The sequence below is a fragment of the Chryseobacterium paridis genome (genome assembly GCF_016595215.1).
Classification (GTDB): domain Bacteria; phylum Bacteroidota; class Bacteroidia; order Flavobacteriales; family Weeksellaceae; genus Chryseobacterium; species Chryseobacterium paridis.
Window position 1 is genome coordinate 1,054,726 of sequence record NZ_JAENHK010000010.1, and the last position, 18,576, is coordinate 1,073,301.

An 18,576-nucleotide genomic window follows, 5' to 3' on the forward strand; every position below is an offset into this window, starting at 1 on the left:
GAAAATAAATAGTGTCATTTGTGAAATTATTTGTGCCATTTGTGTTTAAAAAACATCGAAAGTAATTACATTTAATACCTCAATGAGTATGATGCCCTCTAATGAAAATATTTTAGCAGAAATACTCGGTAATTTTGAGAGAGAAGAATTACCTCCTAAAACTTTATTAACTGAAGAAGGTAAAATGGCCCGCAGATTTTACTATCTTGAAAAAGGAGCGGTCAGAGGTTGGCTTAATAATGATGGTAAAGAGATTACTTTTCAGTTTTTATTTGAAGGAAATTTTATCTCATCATGGGAAAGTTTATTTCACAATTCACCAAGTATTTATAACATCGAAACGATAGAACCTTGTACAGTTTACAGTACTTCTATTGAAGAATTCAGACAAACAATGGAACATAATCCAGACATCAAGGAATTTTATTATAGTTATTTGCAGGAACGCCTGCTTAAGTATCAAAAACTCTTCATTTCACGTATAAAAGATAGCGCAGAAGAACGATATGCTGAATTAATAAAACAATCCCCTGAAATTTTTCGTCGTATTCCTCAATATTATATTGCCTCTTATTTGGGAATAACATCTGTTTCACTGAGCCGGATAAGAGGTAAGAAATAACACCGTTTTACTATTTTATATGGTCACTCCATGATTATTCTTTACCTCGGCCATTACAAAAGTACTGTGTGTACTTCCAATGGAATCTACGGAACCTAATTTATTAAACACAAAATCCTGGTAATGTTTCATATCGCGTACCTGAACTTTGAGTAGGAAATCAAAATCGCCTGAAATATTATAACATTCCGCGACTTCATCTATCTGTAATATTTCCTGTACAAATTCATTTCCGACAGATCTGTCATGAATCTTTAATTTAACCTGACAGAAAACGGTAAAGCCACGATTCAGTTTTTCGGCTTCCAGAATTGCTGCATAATGTTTGATATAGCCCTCCTGCTCAAGCCTTTTAACCCGTTCAAAAACAGGTGATGGAGAAAGGTTGATTTCCTTTGCTAATTCTTTCACGGTCAGTTTAGCATTCTTTTGTAAGATCCTTAACAGTTGAAGATCTTTGTCGTCGAGTCTTTCCACAGGATAATATTCTTTTTTCGGTTGATTTTTTCAAATTTACAGAATAAATAACTTATAAATTTAATTTAAACAAAATTATATCCCTAATTTTTAAATTTTAACCAATTAAATACCTTAAATCAATACCTTTACACCCAATTTTGTTCTTTAACATACTTCATCAAACGGAAAAGGTTTTATTTAAGGTAGATTAATAGGGAATCGTGTGAGAATCACGAACTGTCGCGCAACTGTAAGTAACACACCAAAGGTTTTTGTCCCGGAAGATCCACTGCCATAAGCGGGAAGGATGACAAAAACTGTTACAAGTCAGGAGACCTGCCTGTTCCGAATTGACAATGCTTTCGCGGTTTGAAGCTTTTGGTCATACAGATGATACTTTTGAACGTATTAGGTTGGTTTGAACTTGAAAGGTGTATGAGTTTAAACGCAAAGATTTTTTATAGAGATTCCTTAGTTTTAAGGAGCAAAGAAATGCGACAATGTCGCCGATGAAGCTGCTGGTAAGACGCTCGCTTCGAAAAATCGATGGAATCGATTTCTACTTTGCCTTCTTAAATAAAGAGTAATTATAAATAAACTTTGCGTTAATGAAATTCTAAAGCTTCTCTCCCTAGCCTCTTTCTTAAATGGAAGAATTACGTCCATATTGTAACTTCTCTATTTCTCAAAAACTCCTTCCCGATCGTATTACGAAGCATTATAAGAACTTTTAAAACCAGAATTTAATTAAAAGTTTAAAAGAAAATGCAAACACACATCCTAGGCTATCCGCGAATTGGTAGCAACAGAGAACTTAAAAAAGCCTGCGAACAATATTGGGCAGGTAAAACATCATTACAGGAACTTTTAGAGGTAGGAAAAACCATCAGAAAGCAAAACTGGAAACTACAACAGGAAGCAGGGATTGACCTTATTCCATCCAATGACTTTTCTTTTTACGATCAGGTATTGGATATGACTTTATCAGTGGGTGCCATTCCTGCCCGTTATCAAGACATTGCCTCCAATGAGCTTGATCTATATTTTGCAATGGCTAGAGGTCATCAGAAAGAAGGTTTAGATATCACGGCAATGGAAATGACGAAATGGTTTGATACCAATTACCATTATATTGTCCCTGAATTCCAGAAAGACCAACCATTCAAATTATTCTCCAATAAAATCGTCAATGAATTTATTGAAGCAAAGGAAGCAGGAATTCATGCAAAACCAGTTATCCTTGGATTGGTTACTTATTTACTATTAGGAAAAGAAAAAGAAGAAGGTTTTGATAAATTGGATCTGGCTCAAAATTTACTTCCTGTCTATACTGAAATACTAAAAGAATTAGAAAACAACGGAGCAGAATGGATTCAGTTTGATGAACCGTTTTTGGCATTAGACCTTGATCAGAAAGCTAAAGAAGTTTATCAATCTGTTTATGCTCAGATCACACAACAATTCCCTAATCTTAAATTCATCGTTACAACGTATTTTGATGGATTAAAAGACAATCTTTCGTTAGCCACTACTCTACCTGTTGATGCTCTACATATCGACCTTGTACGGGCTCCTGAACAATTGGATGCAGTTCTTGCTACCATTCCTGAAACGTTGATCCTATCATTAGGAGTTGTAGACGGAAGAAACATCTGGAAAAACGATTTCAATCATTCTTTGATTTTCATCAAAAAAGCTATTGCAGCATTAGGTTCTGAAAGGGTATTTATCGCACCATCATGTTCATTACTTCACTCTCCTTTCGATCTTGATCTGGAGAAAAATGAAAAGATACTTTCTCCTGAAATCAAACAATGGCTGGCATTTGCCAAACAGAAAGTTTCTGAAATTGTTACCTTAAAAAAATTAGCTTCAGAAAATCCGGATTACAATACCTTACAACAATTGGCTGAAAATAAACAAGCCATTGAAAACCGTAAAGTTTCAACACTCATTCACAATCAGGATGTAAAAAACCGTGTTGCCGTAACTACAGAAAGCGATGCACAGAGAAACAGTCCATTTAATGTAAGAAAAGAGACACAGCAGAACGCATTGGAACTTCCTTTATTCCCAACAACTACAATTGGATCTTTCCCTCAAACAAAAGAAGTAAGAAGCTGGAGAGCTCAATTTAAAAAAGGAGATCTGAGTGCTCAGGAATATGATCACCTGCTTAAAGAAGAAACTCAAAGAACCATTAATTGGCAGGAGGAAATCGGAATTGATGTATTGGTTCATGGAGAATTTGAGCGCAACGATATGGTTGAATATTTTGGAGAGCAATTAGCAGGGTTTGCGTTTACTCAAAATGGATGGGTTCAGAGTTATGGAAGCCGTTGTGTAAAACCACCCTTAATTTATGGAGATGTTCACAGACCTCAGCCAATGACGGTATACTGGTCACAATATGCTCAATCATTAACTCAAAAATGGGTAAAAGGAATGTTGACAGGTCCTGTAACGATTCTTCAATGGTCTTTTGTACGTGATGATCAACCTCGTTCTACCACATGTAAGCAGATTGCATTGGCCATCCGAGATGAAGTTAATGATCTTGAAAAAGCAGGAATCAGAATTATTCAGATCGATGAGCCAGCTATCAGAGAAGGTCTTCCTTTACGTAAAGCAGAATGGCAGAATTACCTGCAATGGGCTGTAGAAGCTTTCAGAATTTCTGCAAGCGGTGTTGAGGATGCTACACAAATCCATACGCACATGTGTTATTCTGAATTTAATGATATTATCCACAATATCGCTGATATGGACGCTGATGTAATCACAATAGAATGCTCAAGAAGCCAAATGGAATTATTGAATGCTTTTGCAGACTTTAAATATCCAAACGAAATCGGCCCAGGAGTTTATGACATCCACTCTCCAAGAGTTCCATCAAAAGAGGAAATGGTGGCATTGCTGAAAAAAGCACAAGCCGTAATCCCTGCAGAACAACTTTGGGTAAATCCAGACTGTGGACTGAAAACCCGTCATTGGGACGAAACTGAAAAAGCATTGATCGCTATGGTAGCAGCTTCAAAAGAGGTAGCAGCAGCATATGCGACTGAGAAAGTTTAATAGAACTGATTATTATTTTTTATTTTGAGGCAGGGGTGAAAGCTCCTGCTTTTTTCTATCCAAACACAGAGCTTTAAAAATATGTGGATAACTAATTTTCAAAAAAAGGAAAACCGTTTGTTTAAAAGTGAAAAATAATATATTTTTAGAATATACATTTAACAAGTGCAAAAAAAAGAATTTTTAAAAACACTAGCTCAAAAAGGCTATGATATAGGTTTTGGAGCAAAAAAGAACTTCTCATCTTTTGATATTATAAATAAACTTCCTAGTTGGGTTGGATTTATATCTCTTATTGTTGGTATTGTACAAATAGCCTATAAAGATATTCCCTTTAATAAAGAATTATCTATACTAGTAATATTTGTCGGAATTTCAATTATGTATTTAGAGACTTTTAAAAATAGAGTTGAAAATTTCGAAAAAGAAGGAGTAAGATTAACAGAACTATTTAACAAAACTAGAGACTTGTATTTTGAAGCAAAATCAGATAACAATTTCTCTTATTCATTTTATGATGTTCGCTACCAACAAATCCTAGCAGACTTTTACAGTAACACAATAGGCAAACAAGTCTTTATGTCTCAATGGTATGCTCACTTCAAATTTTTCTATGAAATGCAAACCAAGTGGATTGAAGAGGAGCTTAATCTTACTTTCTTTAAGGATAAATTACCTGGTTCATTAAAAGTAATTTTCATACTCATAATAATTTTAATTATAGCTTCAATAATCTATGGATACAGCACAAATTTTCGATGATTTTATAAAAAATTTAAAAGTCCAGAATGAAGAGAATATTGAAAATAGATTTGGTTTAATTACAAGAAGACTAAATATTGATTTTTATGATAGCGATTCGAAAAGTGACCACGGCTTATACGTAGGAAGTTATGGGCGAGACACAGCAATAAAGGGTATCAGTGATTTAGATTTGTTATTTGAATTACCAGACTCTGTTTACACACGCTATAATAATCGTGAAGGCAATAAACAAAGCCAATTACTTCAAGATATAAAAAGTTCAATAGCCAAAACTTATCCTCAAACCAAAGTAAGGGGAGATGGACAGGTTGTTGTAATTGAATTTAATAATGATATAATAGAGATATGTCCTGCTTTTAGAGAATCTGATAACAGCTTTACATATCCAGACTCAAACAATGGAGGAATGTGGAAAAAAACCGATCCTATCCCTGAGCAGGAAAAAATAACATCTTCAGATATTGAATGTAATGGAAATTTGATAAATCTTTGCAGAATTGTAAGAGCGTGGAAAGATAAAAATGGAGTTAAAATTGGAGGGTTACTGATTGATACTTTTGTTCATGATTTCTTCATGAGTAAACCAGAATACAAAGAATACTCATTGGAAAATTATGACTTGCTTATTAGAGATTTTTTCTTTTATTTAAAAGAAATGGATGATGATAGAAAGTATTGGTATGCACCTGGAAGCAATCAACATGTATATAAGAAAAAATCAAATTTTAAAAATAGGGCTAAAAGAGCCTATGAAAACATTATAGAAGCAATTGATAAAAAAAGTAATAATACAGTCTATGAAATTTGGAGAAAGGTTTTTGGAAAATCATTTCCGTATCCTAAATTCATACAAGAATCTAGTTATAATTATACTGATAAAGAAGAATATATTGAAGAAGTCTACCCAGTTAACATAACTAATAGAGTTTCAATAAATTGTGAAGTTATACAAGATGGATTCAGACCAGCATTATTAAGAAGTATGCGTATCCTATCAAAAAATAAAAAATTATTATTTTATATCGAAACCACTGATGTCATTGAGCCATATGAGGTGGTTTGGAAAGTAAAAAATGAAGGGGAATTAGCACATAGAAAAAATATGTTGAGAGGACAATTAATTGAAAGTAATGAAAAAGGAAACAAAAGAAGGGAAGCTTCCAGTTTTGCAGGACCTCATAACGTAGAGTGTTATATAATAAAAGAGGGATATTGTGTAGCAAGAGATAGAATTGATGTACCTATTAGTAATATTTAGTAAAATGTGAAAAGAAAAAATAATATAGAAGATTAACCTAAATGCATACTATAATGCAAGAAAATTTATAATGATTAAAAAAATAAAAAAGCATTCTACATAAGAGTGCTTTTTTATATGTTTTTGGAAAATTACTACTTTCAAATCATTCTCCCTTTAACCCTTTAATTTCTTCTTTTAACAAGCTAATATATTCTTGCAAATTTTTAATAATTTCTATGCTCAACTCATTATTAAAAGTATGGATATTCGACCCTGAACCCGGGCTATCATTAAACGTCGCATTACTATTATTAATTATTACAGCAGCTTCATCCTCTTCATAGATTTCTTCAACCGGAACTTCAAGAAAATTAGCAATCTTATCCCACTCTTCATGTATTATTTTCACATCCCCGCCTTCTTTTCTACAGTAATTGGATACATCAGTAGCAATCACATCAGCAATTTGCTGTTGAGTATATCCTTTTTTCTTCCGTAGTACACGTAATTTTTCTTTTTGCATAATCTGCTTTTTTACAAATATAAAAAAAATAAGACTTTGTTTCTTTAAATGCTTCTAAGGTATCTTCAAAAACTATTTACTTCTCATTGGATTCCATCTTCTTACACCAGAAATAACATCCAAATAAATTAATAATGAATAAGTTATGATTTTGTAGATTTAATTGCTTAATTTTGCACCCCGAAAAAAGGATTCAGATTATAGAATCGCAGGAAGGAGGTTTTGTGCAAACAAATACTCATCAATAAGGTGATTATAAATAACATAAAAATCAATAAATATCTAAATATGAAAAGAGTTGGTGAACACAGAAAGCTTCTTGGGGTTGATAAGACAGTGACTTTACAAGAGTTAAAAACAATTTACAGGAATACTATGAAAGATTCGCATCCTGATAAATTTATCAATGACGAAGCCGGAAAACTGGAAGCTGAAGAAAAAAGCAAATCTGTGATTGAAGCCTACCACTTCCTGGTTAGCATCAACCCGGAAACGCAGGAGAAATATAAAGAGGAATATACTGAAACAACCACAAAATCTAATATTCACGATTTCTATTTAGAAAAACAGGTTTTGAAGATCCAGCATTTGAATGGGAAAATGTATGAATACCTTGGTGTTCCAAAAAATACGTATATCAAAATGGTTAATTCTGATTCTCCAAGCCGTTTTGCAAGAAGACATATCTATGGGAATTTCATCTATAGAAAGTCTGGTGAGGCGATGGCAGATTAATATTCTGTATAAAATATAAGCGAAGGCTTTCAGTTTGTTCTGGAAGCCTTTTTTATTTTGAAAAATGAGATGTTTTTATGTTTTGGCTAAAGCCTATGGATGGCTTTTTTTGATAAGCGGGCTAAAGCCCGCTCCTATTGATAGTTTTCTCTCGCAGATTGAGCAGATAACGAAGATTTTTATCTTGATTGTTTTTGCTAAAGCGAGTGAATTTATATTTCTTGATAAGCGGGTTAAAGCCCGCTCCTATTGATGGTTTTCTCTCGCAGATTGAGCAGATCACTCAGATCTTTATCTAGATTTTCAACAAAATTTAAGTGCCCTCTTTGTCATTGACTTCGTCGAACTTTCAGTTTCCGTAGGAATCTAAACCTTTAAATTTCATAAAATAATAAATAATCTATATTCTTTGTTTCGGCTAAAGCCAATTGAATTTGTATATTTCTTGATAAGCGGGCTAAAGCCCGCTTCTATTGATTTTGTCTCCCACAGATTGCACAAATGACACAGATGTTTATGTTGATTCTTGGAGATGTTTCCATTCTAGTACATCATTACTCTATAAGAAATGAGAAAAAATCATGATCCCCTAATATCCCATTTTTCAATAGGAATGGGCTTTAGACCATTCACTTATCAAAACGCTCCATAAGGTTTTAGCCAAAAATTATAAAAAAACCATATCAAAAGAGAATACAAAAAAGCGTATCATTTCTGATACGCTTTTTCGGTTAATTAAGGTTGTTATATTTAGTCTAAGTGTTTCGGAGTAAATCCATCTTCACTTAGTTCTCTGTGCTCATAATCTGCTTTCATTTCAGCTTCATAATCTGTTTTCTTATGTTGACCCGTTCTACGAAGAATTGAATCAAATAGAGAGTATACTACAGGCACGATAATCAAGGTAAGGAATAGAGACGATGTCAAACCACCGATAACTACCCATGCAAGACCTTTATTAAATTCTGCTCCTGCCCCACTTGCCAATGCAATTGGTAACATACCAAAGATCATCGCAATTGTCGTCATTAGGATCGGACGAAGACGGGCATGGTTAGCTTGAACTAATGCATCGTGTGTATTAAACCCAGCCGCTTTCCTCGCATTCGTAAAGTCGACAATCAAGATCGCGTTCTTCGCAACAAGACCAATCAACATGATCATCCCTAACATCGTGAAGATGTTTAATGAATTCGCTGTTAAGGCAAGAATAACCATAACCCCGATCATTGCCAGTGGAATTGAGAACAATACCACAAACGGATATACAAAACTGTCATACAGTGAAACCATTACCAGATATACCAATACGATAGCTGCTAATAAAGCAATACCTAACGTACCGAAACCTTCCTGCTGGTTTTCCATATCACCACTCCAGATATAATCTACTCCTGCAGGCTTATCTTTACCATCCATGAACTTGGCAGCCCATTCATTAGCAACGTCTCCCACAGGTCTACCAACAACTTTTGATCTTACTTTAACAGAAGGAGATTTATCTCTACGTTCCAATAAGCTAGGTCCTGATCCCATTTTCACTTCTGCAAACTGACTTAAACGAACCTGCTCTCCCTTAGGATTTGTAAACATAAGGTTTTTAACATCATCGATAGATTGTCTGTTGGCATCTCCGAAACGGATATTGATATCATATTCATATTCTCCTGCTCTGTATTTTCCGTCTGTATTCCCGTTGAATGCTGTTTGCATCGTTTGTCCTACACTTTGAAGATTTAAGCCTAAAGAAGACATTTTATCTCTGTCAATGTTCACCTGAACTTCAGGGTTACCAGTATCTGTTGACAATTCAGCATCTACTGCTCCCGGAACTTTTTTCAACAGTTCTAAGATTCTTGTTGCTTCTTTTACTGCAGTAGCATTATCCGGAGCTGTTACCACCATTTCGATTGGTGCATTTTCAGCACCTAAGATACCAATTGGAGCAGTTTTAAATTCAACTCCGGTAAATTTCTCTTCTAATGCTCTTTTTACTTTTGCCGCTTTGATGTTGGTACTTTCAGTACGCTCAGATTTATCGGTAAGGTTTACCTGAACTTCGGACTGATATGTTGTAGCCTGAGCTCCACCAAAACCTGTTGATTGCTGCCCCACTGTTGTAATCAAATCAACAACATCTTTATCGTTTCTTAAGAACTTTTCAACATCCAATGTTATTTGGTTTGTTTTTTCAACGGTTGCATCTTTTGATAATTCCATCTGAACTAAGAACTGACCACGGTCAATTGGAGGGAAGAATTCACCACCGATGAAACCGAATGCTACCAACATGAATGAAGAGATCAGGATAACAAACGTGATCACAACTGTTGATATTCTTCTTAATGTTGATTTCAAACACCATTCAAGAATTCCTGTAATCCAATGCGTGAATTTGTCAATCAATCCTTCAAACCAAAGGATGAATTTCTCGAACCAGTTTTTTCCTGTTAAATGCTCCAGTTTACCAAATCTTGATGATAACCAAGGAATGATCGTAAATGAAGCTAACAATGATAATAGAGTTGCAATAACTACCGTGACACAAAACTGCCCCAGGATATTTGCTACAAGACCTGAACTCATCGCAATTGGAAGGAATACCACCACAATTACCAACGTGATCGCTGCAACGGTAAATCCAATCTCCGAAGCTCCATCATAAGCTGCTCTGATCTTACTTTTACCCATCTCCATGTGACGGTAAATGTTTTCCAATACCACGATCGCGTCATCCACAAGGATACCAACCACCAGGGAAAGTCCTAGTAAACTCATTAAGTTCAATGTGTATCCCATCAGGTTCATTCCAATAAATGCTGCAATCAATGAAGCTGGAATAGAAACCATTACGATAAATGCATTCCTGATACTGTGAAGGAATAATAACATCACAATCGCCACGAGAATAATCGCTAAGAATAAATCAAAGATAACGTGGTTCGCAGATTCAAGGGTAAAGTCCGTAGTATCATTTACTACTTTTACTTTTATCCCCTGAGCTTTATAATTAGTTTCTACTGTTGCAATTGTTTTCTGAACGCTTTCAGATACAGCAACTGCATTGGCATCAGATTGTTTTTTAACCTGCATTAAGATCGTAGGAAACTGATTGAATCTTGCTACTTTTTCAACATCTTTTTGTGAATCGAAAACGGTTGCAATATCAGACAAACGAACCTGAGCTCCATTTTTATTGGAAACTACAAGATTGCTCATTTCCTCAATCGACTTATATTTTCCAGATAATCTGATCGTAGATTTTGCGATTCTTGTTTTCAAACTACCTGTAGGGAAATCAAGGTTTGATGAAAGAATTGCCTGTTGAACATCTGCAATTGAAAGTCCATATCCCTGCAATTTTTTCTCATCAAGATTTACCTGAATCTCTCTTTCCTGTCCACCTACAAGATCAACTTGCGCCACACCATTCACACGAGAGAAAATAGGCTCTATTTTTTTATCTAAAAGATCATAAAGTTCCTTATTGTTCAATTTATCCGATGAAACACTCATCGTGATGATTGGTAAATCATCCAAAGAGAATTTATTCAGTGAAGGGGGATCTACGTCATCCGGAAGGTCTTTAAGAACCGCATTCACCTTACGTTGAGCATCATTCAAAGCATAATTTACATCTGCTCCATCATTCAACTGAACCATGATCACAGATAAACTTTCGTAAGAGGAAGACTCCACTTTTTTTACGTTTTCCAAAGAACCTACGGCATCCTCAATCTTCCGGGTTACAGATGTTTCTACCTCTGCGGGAGAAGCCCCTGGATAAGTGGTAGAAATGGTAACCATATTGGTTTCAAACTTTGGAATCAATTCGTATCCCATGAGCGTATAACTCAGGATACCACCCAATGTCAGGATTGTAAATAATACAATAACTAACGATGGTCTTTTAATCGATATTTCTGCTAACTTCATAAGTCTACTACTTTACAATATTGATTTTTGACCCATTATCTAAGTTGATCTGTCCACTGGTAATTACCTGCTCTCCTCCATTAAGACCTGTTAGAATCTGTACCTTATCTCCATATACTTTTCCAGTCGTCACTTTGATCATTTTAGCAGTTCCGTTTTGAACGATGAACATTTGACCAGAGCTTACTCCGTTTACGAATGCTTCTGCAGGAACTGTTAACATATTTTGAGTTTCAGCTCCATGATTTGTTTTAAATACCGCTGTCGCATACATACCTGCTTTTAAGTTTCCTCTGTTCTGAACTTCAATTTCTACAGGGAAGTTTAAAGACGCATCACTTTTAGGAGCAATGAATGTAATTCTTCCACTGAAAGAATCTTCTGGCAAAACATTCACATTGATTGGCACTTCCTGACCTAATTGAATTCTTCCAATCTGACTTTCATCTACCAATACTGAAAGTTTTAAACTGTTGATATTTACAATCTCAAACATAGAAGATCCTACCGAAACAACCGTTCCTGGCTCAACCATTTTTTTGTTAATTGTACCACTAATACCTGCACGGATGCTTGTATCACCTACTCTAACACCCTGAGCTTTTACAGCTGCCTGCATGTTTTTCAACTGCAATCTTGAATTGTCAAGTTGCTGTTTTGTAACACCTCCGGTTTTGTAAGCGTTTTCGTAACGCTGATTATCTATAATTGCGTTTTGTAAGTTATTCTGAGCCTGCGTTACATCTACTTCGATCGCATCTCTTTTGATTGTTGCTAATGTTTGGCCTGCAGAAACATGTGAACCTTCTTTTACCAAAACACTAACGATACGTCCAGCAATTTCAGAAGACTGGTTCATTTCTTGTTTTGGAAGAAAAGTACCATTCGCTGAGTAATCTGTATCAATATTTTCTCTGGTTACAGTTACTACATTCACGTTGATCTTATCAACCTGCTTTGCAACTTCTTTAACCTCTTTTGTCTGTTTTTCCTTATTTCCGGCAATCTTATACGCTGCTAAACCAACAAGTACTGCCGCTACGATGATATATATTAAAGTTTTTTTCATTTTAGTTATGGGTTTTGTAGTGTGTTTAATTCTCCTTTAGCTTTAATTAACTTGATCTCAGCCTGCTTGTAGTCTAATAATGCATTTGAATAATTCTGTTTTGCAGAAGTCAGAGCATTTTCAGAATCCAACACTTCTGTAAGTGTTGCCAAACCATTCTGATAATTGGATTGTGTATTTTTCTGTACTCTTTCCGCAAGATCAACGTTATCCTTCATACTTTGAATGTTAATGATCGAGTTCTCCATATTGGAAATTGCATTTTTATAATCCAAACTCAAATTCAACTGGGTATTTTGAATATCCTGATCTAGATCCTGGATATCGATTTCCGCTTGCTGGATCTTAGCTTTTGTAGCCCCACCTGTAAAAATCGGAACATTGATATTCAATCCTATTGCTGAATAATCACTCCAAAGTACTCCATTACTCAAACCATTGGTAAGAGGAAATTTCTTTCCTGTTGCAGCCCATGCGTAATTAGCTTGCAAGCTTACAGTAGGATAAAGATAAGCTTCCGTTGCTTTCTTATTGAACACAAGAAGTTCTCTGTTTTTATTCTTCACCTGAAGTTCCAAACGGTTATCCAAATTCACATTGCTCATAATAAGCTCAGGTCTTGGTTCAATTGTTTTTTCTTCAAGTTCGATTTTAGTATCGATTGGAACACCCATATAAAACTTCAAAGAGTTTTTTGATAATTCCACAGAATTGATAAGCTGTTGTCTGTTTGATCCAATATTGGTCAACTGTACATTCGTACGGTCAAGATCTATTGATTTAGCTAACCCATTATCCAATAAACTTTTGATAACGTTTCTTACTTTTTCTGTATTTTCATAGCTTGCCTGTACAGTTTTAAGATTTTCTTCCTGTACAAAAACCTGATAATAAGCCGTTGCTACATTTTCAATGATTTGTTCATTGGTCAATTGAGCATTCAGAATGTAGAACTCTCTGGTTGATTTCGCAGCTTTAAGACCGGTAAAAACCCTTTGATCAAAGATAGCCTGCTGAACATTGATCCCTGCATTGGTACTCCAAGGCTGTCCTAACTGAGCAGTTATCCTTTGCCCACCAAATTCCAGCAATGACTGCTGAATAACAGGGTTATAAGTTAAGGCTGCTGTACCCGTTACCTGAGGTAAGGCTCCAGCTCTGGCTTCATCAATCTTATATTCAGCTTTTTTGATCTGTAAGGCAGCTTTTTTGGCTTCTGCCTTATTTTGAAGCGCCTGCTTAATTGCCTCCTGTAAGGAAACCTGCTGTTGCGCAGACACTGATGAGTAGCCGAAAATCATAAATGCTGCAGCTATCCCAATTTTTAGCTTGATTGCAGTTATACGTTTTCTTTTCATAATTTATTACTTCGTTTATTTTTTTAATAGAATATTGTTCTCAAAATACTTTATTCCTAAAGGACGTATGATATTTAAAAATACTTTAAGCTTTTAACTAATTTTTAAATAACATGTTTAAAATGATCTCTTTTCGCTCTGATATGATCTTATCAAACTCTTTATCATCGATCATCAGATTCTCCATCAAAAGAGGTCTTATTGCACTTGGAAAAACTAAAAGGGAGACCATATTCAAAATAAATTGAATAGGTTTCATTCTTTCAATATTTCCTAATGCCATCTCTCTTTCAATATCCTCATACATCTTTTTCAATTCATCCTCTTCGATATCTTTCTGATGACAGTTTCCTTTATTGATCTGTGAAACAATATACGTTTCCAGATAAGGGTATTGAAGACTTGTAGACAAGCTGCCTTCAATAAACTGACTTATTTTTTCTTTGAAAGGTAGATCAGAACTCTGTATAATCTTCGACTTCTCCTGCTCTACTTTCTGCGCTTCATCAAAAACGATCTGCATCAGATTATCTCTGGATCGGAAGTAATAATTGATAAGCGTTCTGTTCACTCCGGCTTCATCTGCAATCTCTTGCGTGGTAGCATCAAACTTCCCTTTCACAAAGAATAGGTGCTTCGCAGTTTCTTTGATCAATTCTTGTGTTTGGTCTTTTTTTGCTTGATTTGACATTTTTGTTAAACAAATTTGTGCAAATGTATATCAAAATTTATTTTTGACAAAATTGTTAAACAAAATAATTAAACAATTATTATGATTTACATCATGTTTTAAAACAAACAGTTAGAGATTAATGATTCTTAATCCCGATAAAGTGAGGTGTTTTTATATATTTGCCGAAAATTAAAAATCGATGCGGAAAATTTTACTTCTTTTTTCTTTTGTAACCTTTGGATTTCTATTTTCTCAGACTAAAGCTTTACAGGATAATCAATACTATTTCTATGAAAATAAAGGCCAGATTGTTGATCAGGATGGAAAAGAAAATGCTGGTGTAAAATATCTTTATCATTCAGCAGGATTGAATGTTCAGCTTCGCTCTAATGGCTTTTCTTATGATATTTATGAGACTAAAAAGACACCCAATCCTAATTATTTACAGTTCAAAAGAGATAAATATCTTGATCCCAAAATATATCATACAGAGGAATTTCTGTACGAAAATCTATTCCATAGAATTGACATTGAACTACTAAATTCAAATAAAAATGTGTCAATTCTAACAGAAGGAAAATCTCCTGACTATGACAATTATTATAATATTGCTAACAAAGCAGAAGGAATAACTAAAGTTCATAGGTTTAAAAGAGTGGTATACCAAAATATCTATTCAAATATTGACTTAGTTTTTTTTAAACCGAAAGACGTTTCAAAACCTATTGAATATAATTTCATCATCCATCCTGGAGGAAAGATCTCAGATATCAAAATGAAATTCAATGGTGCCTTAACTTTGATTAAAGATGGCAAACTTATTATGAACGTTCGCTTTGGAGAAGTTCAAGAAAACATTCCCAATAGTTGGGTATTAGCTGATAAAAACCAGAATATTAACATTTCTTTTAAAGACTTGGGTGATCAGACCTTTGGATTCAATACTCCTGTTAATTCTTCTAGCAAAACAATAATAATTGATCCAGTCCCCACACGAATTTGGGGGAGCTATGCCGGAGGAAATGGTGAAGATTATGGAAAAATAAAAACTGACAGTCAAAATACAGGCTATCTAGTAGGTTCAACCAGCAGTAGCACAAACATTGGTACTTCAGGCGTTTATCAACAAAATATAGCGGGGAATTTTGATGCATTTATAATGAAAATATCAAGTAATGGACAAAAGCTTTGGGGTACTTATTATGGATATAATCTAAGAGACGACTTTGAAGATGTTGATATTGATGAAAACTTTAATGTTTATGCTGGAGGAAGTGTGCAAAGAGGACCAAATAATGAAAATGTCGTTTTGGTAAAATTCAATAGTAACGGAGATTTAATATTCCAAAAAGAATTTGTGTCAAGTAGAATTGATAGAGTGTATACAGTCTCCTACAATCAAAATCATGTTTATATTGGTGGTGATGCAATGAGTTCGGATTTTCCAACGGTAAATGCATTGCAACCAACAAAAGCGACTCCCCTAGGTATGACTGATGGAATTTTGGCCTCTTTAAATGCAACAAACGGAAATGTAGAATGGGCCACCTATTTTGGAGGATCAGACTCATCTACTTCAGTATTTCAGATATTCTCTTCTACAAATGATCTGGAAATTATTGCCGCAACGCAATCTGTCAATATTCCTATGGTCAACCCCTTTCAGGCTGTAAAAGCAGGGATCACCGATGGGGTGTATTTAAAACTTTTAAAATCAGGAAATACAATTATAAGATCTAGCTACTATGGAAATGCTGGACAAGATGTAATACGACAAGCCCGAATAATCAATAATATTTTAATTCTCCCCGGAGAATATTCCACCGTAGCGGTACCGATGGGACAGCCCGGCGTTTGGAGAGTAAACTTAGCAAACAATGCAATAACAAAAACATATTTTGATTTTCAATATGATTACCAATTAAATAGCTATCCTGATATTTTAGGAAATGTTTTTTTTACAGGTTTAAAAACAAGTGGACAGACAATAGATATTTCGACTCCAGGAGCATATATGGGAATGCCACCACAATATGTTTCTACTTTTCTAGTAAAATATAATGAAAATGATATAAAGCAATGGGGAACCTATTATACAGGAAACGGCGCGACACAACTGGGATTAGTAACAAAAGATAGTAATGATTTCATCTATCTAACAGGAATGTCAAGTGGTAATACATCTGGGATCGCAACACCAGGTACATTTCAGCAATTACCTGGTGGTGGGAATGATATTTTCATAGCAAAATTTAAAGATTGTACTTCGGCTGCTACAGTAACCTCTAACTCTCCTGTCTGTATCAATTCATCTATTCAATTAAATGCAACAGGAGGAACAACATACAGCTGGACGGGACCAAATGGATTTACTTCCACCCAACAAAACCCTACTATTCCAAATGCTACAGCCGCCAATTCGGGAACTTATATCTGTCAAATATCAGGCTCCGGAGGTTGTGATGGAAGTTTTACAGTGAATGTTGTGGTTGGGGATAATATAGCACCTGTTCCCAATACCGCAAACTTATCTGATATCACAGGAGATTGCCATACTATTATTTCCAATTTCCCAACTGCAACTGATAATTGCGCAGGAACAATCACAGCAACAACCACCGATCCACTTTCTTATTCAATTCCAGGAACTTATGTAATTCATTGGATCTATAATGATGGTCATGGAAATACGTCAACACAAAACCAAAATGTGATTGTAACTTCTCCAGCTCTTCCTACAACAACCAATGTAACGCAAACATTTTGTGCTACGAATCAGCCAAAAATTTCAGATATTCAAATCACAGGTCAAAATATAAAGTGGTATGATACTTCAGGAAATATTCTACCATCAACAACACCATTAGTAAATGGACAGACCTACTACGCTTCCCAAACGATCAATGGATGTGAAAGTAATAAAATAGCAATTCAGGTAGTTGTAAATACTACCCCTAAACCAGCAGCAAATACAACTCAGGACTTCTGTGCTTCTGCTAATCCGACTTTGGCTAATTTAGTTGTAAATGGAACTTCATTAGTATTTTATAGTACGACAGGAAATATTTTACCTCTTACAACTCCACTGGTACACGGACAGACATATTTTGTTACCCAAACGATCAATGGATGTGAGTCAGAGAAATTAGCCATAGCTGTTACTCTGTCTACCAATAATGTTCCTGCTCAGGATGTCACAGATGCTCTATGCAATACATCTACAGGAACAACAATGAGTATCAATCTTCATTCCTATGAAGCAAGTATCATTGCTAGCCCGAACAATTATACGTTTGTTTATACAGACAGTGCAGGAAACAACATTCCTAACCCATCCAGTTATCTTATGACGGTGGGATCAACCGTTATTCATGTAAAAGTGTCTACTGCGGATGGATGTTTTATTGTTATAAGATTAAGCTTAACATTGAATCCAAAACCTAAGATCAGCCTTACTGATCAGATTGATTTTTGTCAAGGTAAAAGTATAACATTAGATGCAGGAAGTGGATTCACTTCTTATCTATGGAATACCGGAGCAACTACTCAAACGATTATTGTTTCCACTCCTGGAAACTATTCTGTAAAAGTGACCAACAATTTCGGGTGCGAGAATATTGCCAATACACAGGTAAGCTATTCGATTTTAGCAGAAATCGTTTCTGTAACTGTTACAAATAATTCGGCAACTATTCTTCTGTCAGCTCCCGGAAATTATGAATATTCATTAGATAATATCAATTGGCAGGATTCTAATGTATTCAACAACCTAATTATAGGAGAATATATTGTTTATGTAAGAACGAAATCGGGCTGTATTATTGGGCAAAAGAATTTTTCAATCTTCAACATTCCTAATACAATCACCCCGAATGGTGATGGAATCAATGATAAATGGAGAATCAAAGGACTCGAGAATTATACAGGAACCGAAGTTGGGGTTTATGACCGAAAAGGTATTCCGGTATTTAAGGATATTATTAATAAAAAACCATTTGAATGGGATGGTAAGTATAATTCAAATCCATTATCTACAGGAAGTTACTGGTATATTATAAAAGTATCTGATGGCAGATTTTACAACGGATGGCTATTGATTAAAAACAGAGAATAAAAAAACG

12 protein-coding genes and 1 riboswitch are annotated in these 18,576 nt (G+C 34.9%); of the genes, 6 read left to right on the forward strand and 6 right to left on the reverse strand.

The window, feature by feature from the left end:
- The first annotated feature begins 82 nt into the window (after window positions 1-82).
- Window positions 83-622 (forward strand): Crp/Fnr family transcriptional regulator, encoded by a 540-nt coding sequence (locus JHL15_RS14280; protein ID WP_200246780.1) that lies wholly within the window; start codon window positions 83-85, stop codon window positions 620-622.
- Window positions 623-637: 15 nt separating this feature from the next.
- Here JHL15_RS14280 and JHL15_RS14285 read toward each other — a convergent pair whose 3' ends face one another.
- Window positions 638-1,099: an Lrp/AsnC family transcriptional regulator gene (locus JHL15_RS14285; RefSeq protein WP_200246782.1), complete on the reverse strand. Its 462-nt coding sequence runs from the start codon at window positions 1,097-1,099 to the stop codon at window positions 638-640.
- 154 nt (window positions 1,100-1,253) lie between these two features.
- Window positions 1,254-1,439, forward strand: a riboswitch (cobalamin riboswitch).
- Window positions 1,440-1,846: 407 nt separating this feature from the next.
- Between JHL15_RS14285 and metE the strand changes: the two genes are divergently transcribed.
- The 3 genes from metE to JHL15_RS14300 all read left to right on the forward strand — a co-directional run bounded on the left by metE (window position 1,847) and on the right by JHL15_RS14300 (window position 6,179).
- The gene (gene metE, locus JHL15_RS14290) at window positions 1,847-4,156 is read left to right on the forward strand and encodes a 5-methyltetrahydropteroyltriglutamate--homocysteine S-methyltransferase (RefSeq protein WP_200246784.1); all 2,310 of its coding nucleotides are present in this window, start codon (window positions 1,847-1,849) and stop codon (window positions 4,154-4,156) included.
- A gap of 165 nt (window positions 4,157-4,321) precedes the next feature.
- Window positions 4,322-4,918 (forward strand): SLATT domain-containing protein, encoded by a 597-nt coding sequence (locus JHL15_RS14295; RefSeq protein ID WP_200246785.1) that lies wholly within the window; start codon window positions 4,322-4,324, stop codon window positions 4,916-4,918.
- Window positions 4,893-6,179, forward strand: a complete 1,287-nt coding sequence (locus JHL15_RS14300) for an SMODS domain-containing nucleotidyltransferase (RefSeq protein WP_200246787.1) — start codon at window positions 4,893-4,895, stop codon at window positions 6,177-6,179. Before JHL15_RS14295 ends, JHL15_RS14300 begins: the two co-directional genes overlap by 26 nt.
- Before the next feature lie 145 nt (window positions 6,180-6,324).
- Here the strand turns inward: JHL15_RS14300 and JHL15_RS14305 are convergent, their stop codons facing one another.
- The gene (locus JHL15_RS14305) at window positions 6,325-6,684 is read right to left on the reverse strand and encodes a helix-turn-helix transcriptional regulator (protein WP_200246788.1); all 360 of its coding nucleotides are present in this window, start codon (window positions 6,682-6,684) and stop codon (window positions 6,325-6,327) included.
- A 288-nt stretch (window positions 6,685-6,972) separates the two neighbouring features.
- Between JHL15_RS14305 and JHL15_RS14310 the strand changes: the two genes are divergently transcribed.
- Window positions 6,973-7,419, forward strand: coding sequence for a KTSC domain-containing protein (locus JHL15_RS14310; protein ID WP_200246789.1), 447 nt, complete (start codon window positions 6,973-6,975; stop codon window positions 7,417-7,419).
- 750 nt (window positions 7,420-8,169) lie between these two features.
- Here the strand turns inward: JHL15_RS14310 and JHL15_RS14315 are convergent.
- The 4 genes from JHL15_RS14315 to JHL15_RS14330 all read right to left on the reverse strand — a co-directional run bounded on the left by JHL15_RS14315 (window position 8,170) and on the right by JHL15_RS14330 (window position 14,473).
- Window positions 8,170-11,355: an efflux RND transporter permease subunit gene (locus JHL15_RS14315; RefSeq protein ID WP_200246791.1), complete on the reverse strand. Its 3,186-nt coding sequence runs from the start codon at window positions 11,353-11,355 to the stop codon at window positions 8,170-8,172.
- A 7-nt stretch (window positions 11,356-11,362) separates the two neighbouring features.
- Window positions 11,363-12,424 (reverse strand): efflux RND transporter periplasmic adaptor subunit, encoded by a 1,062-nt coding sequence (locus JHL15_RS14320; RefSeq protein ID WP_200246793.1) that lies wholly within the window; start codon window positions 12,422-12,424, stop codon window positions 11,363-11,365.
- Window positions 12,425-12,429: 5 nt separating this feature from the next.
- Window positions 12,430-13,782 (reverse strand): TolC family protein, encoded by a 1,353-nt coding sequence (locus tag JHL15_RS14325; protein ID WP_200246795.1) that lies wholly within the window; start codon window positions 13,780-13,782, stop codon window positions 12,430-12,432.
- Window positions 13,783-13,879: 97 nt separating this feature from the next.
- On the reverse strand, window positions 13,880-14,473 hold the full coding sequence (locus JHL15_RS14330; protein WP_200246797.1) for a TetR/AcrR family transcriptional regulator: 594 nt from the start codon (window positions 14,471-14,473) through the stop codon (window positions 13,880-13,882).
- Window positions 14,474-14,654: 181 nt separating this feature from the next.
- On the opposite strand from JHL15_RS14330, the gene JHL15_RS14335 reads away from it, so the two are divergent.
- Complete coding sequence (locus JHL15_RS14335) at window positions 14,655-18,569, forward strand: DUF7948 domain-containing protein (RefSeq protein ID WP_200246799.1); 3,915 nt, start codon at window positions 14,655-14,657, stop codon at window positions 18,567-18,569.
- Window positions 18,570-18,576 lie beyond the last annotated feature (7 nt).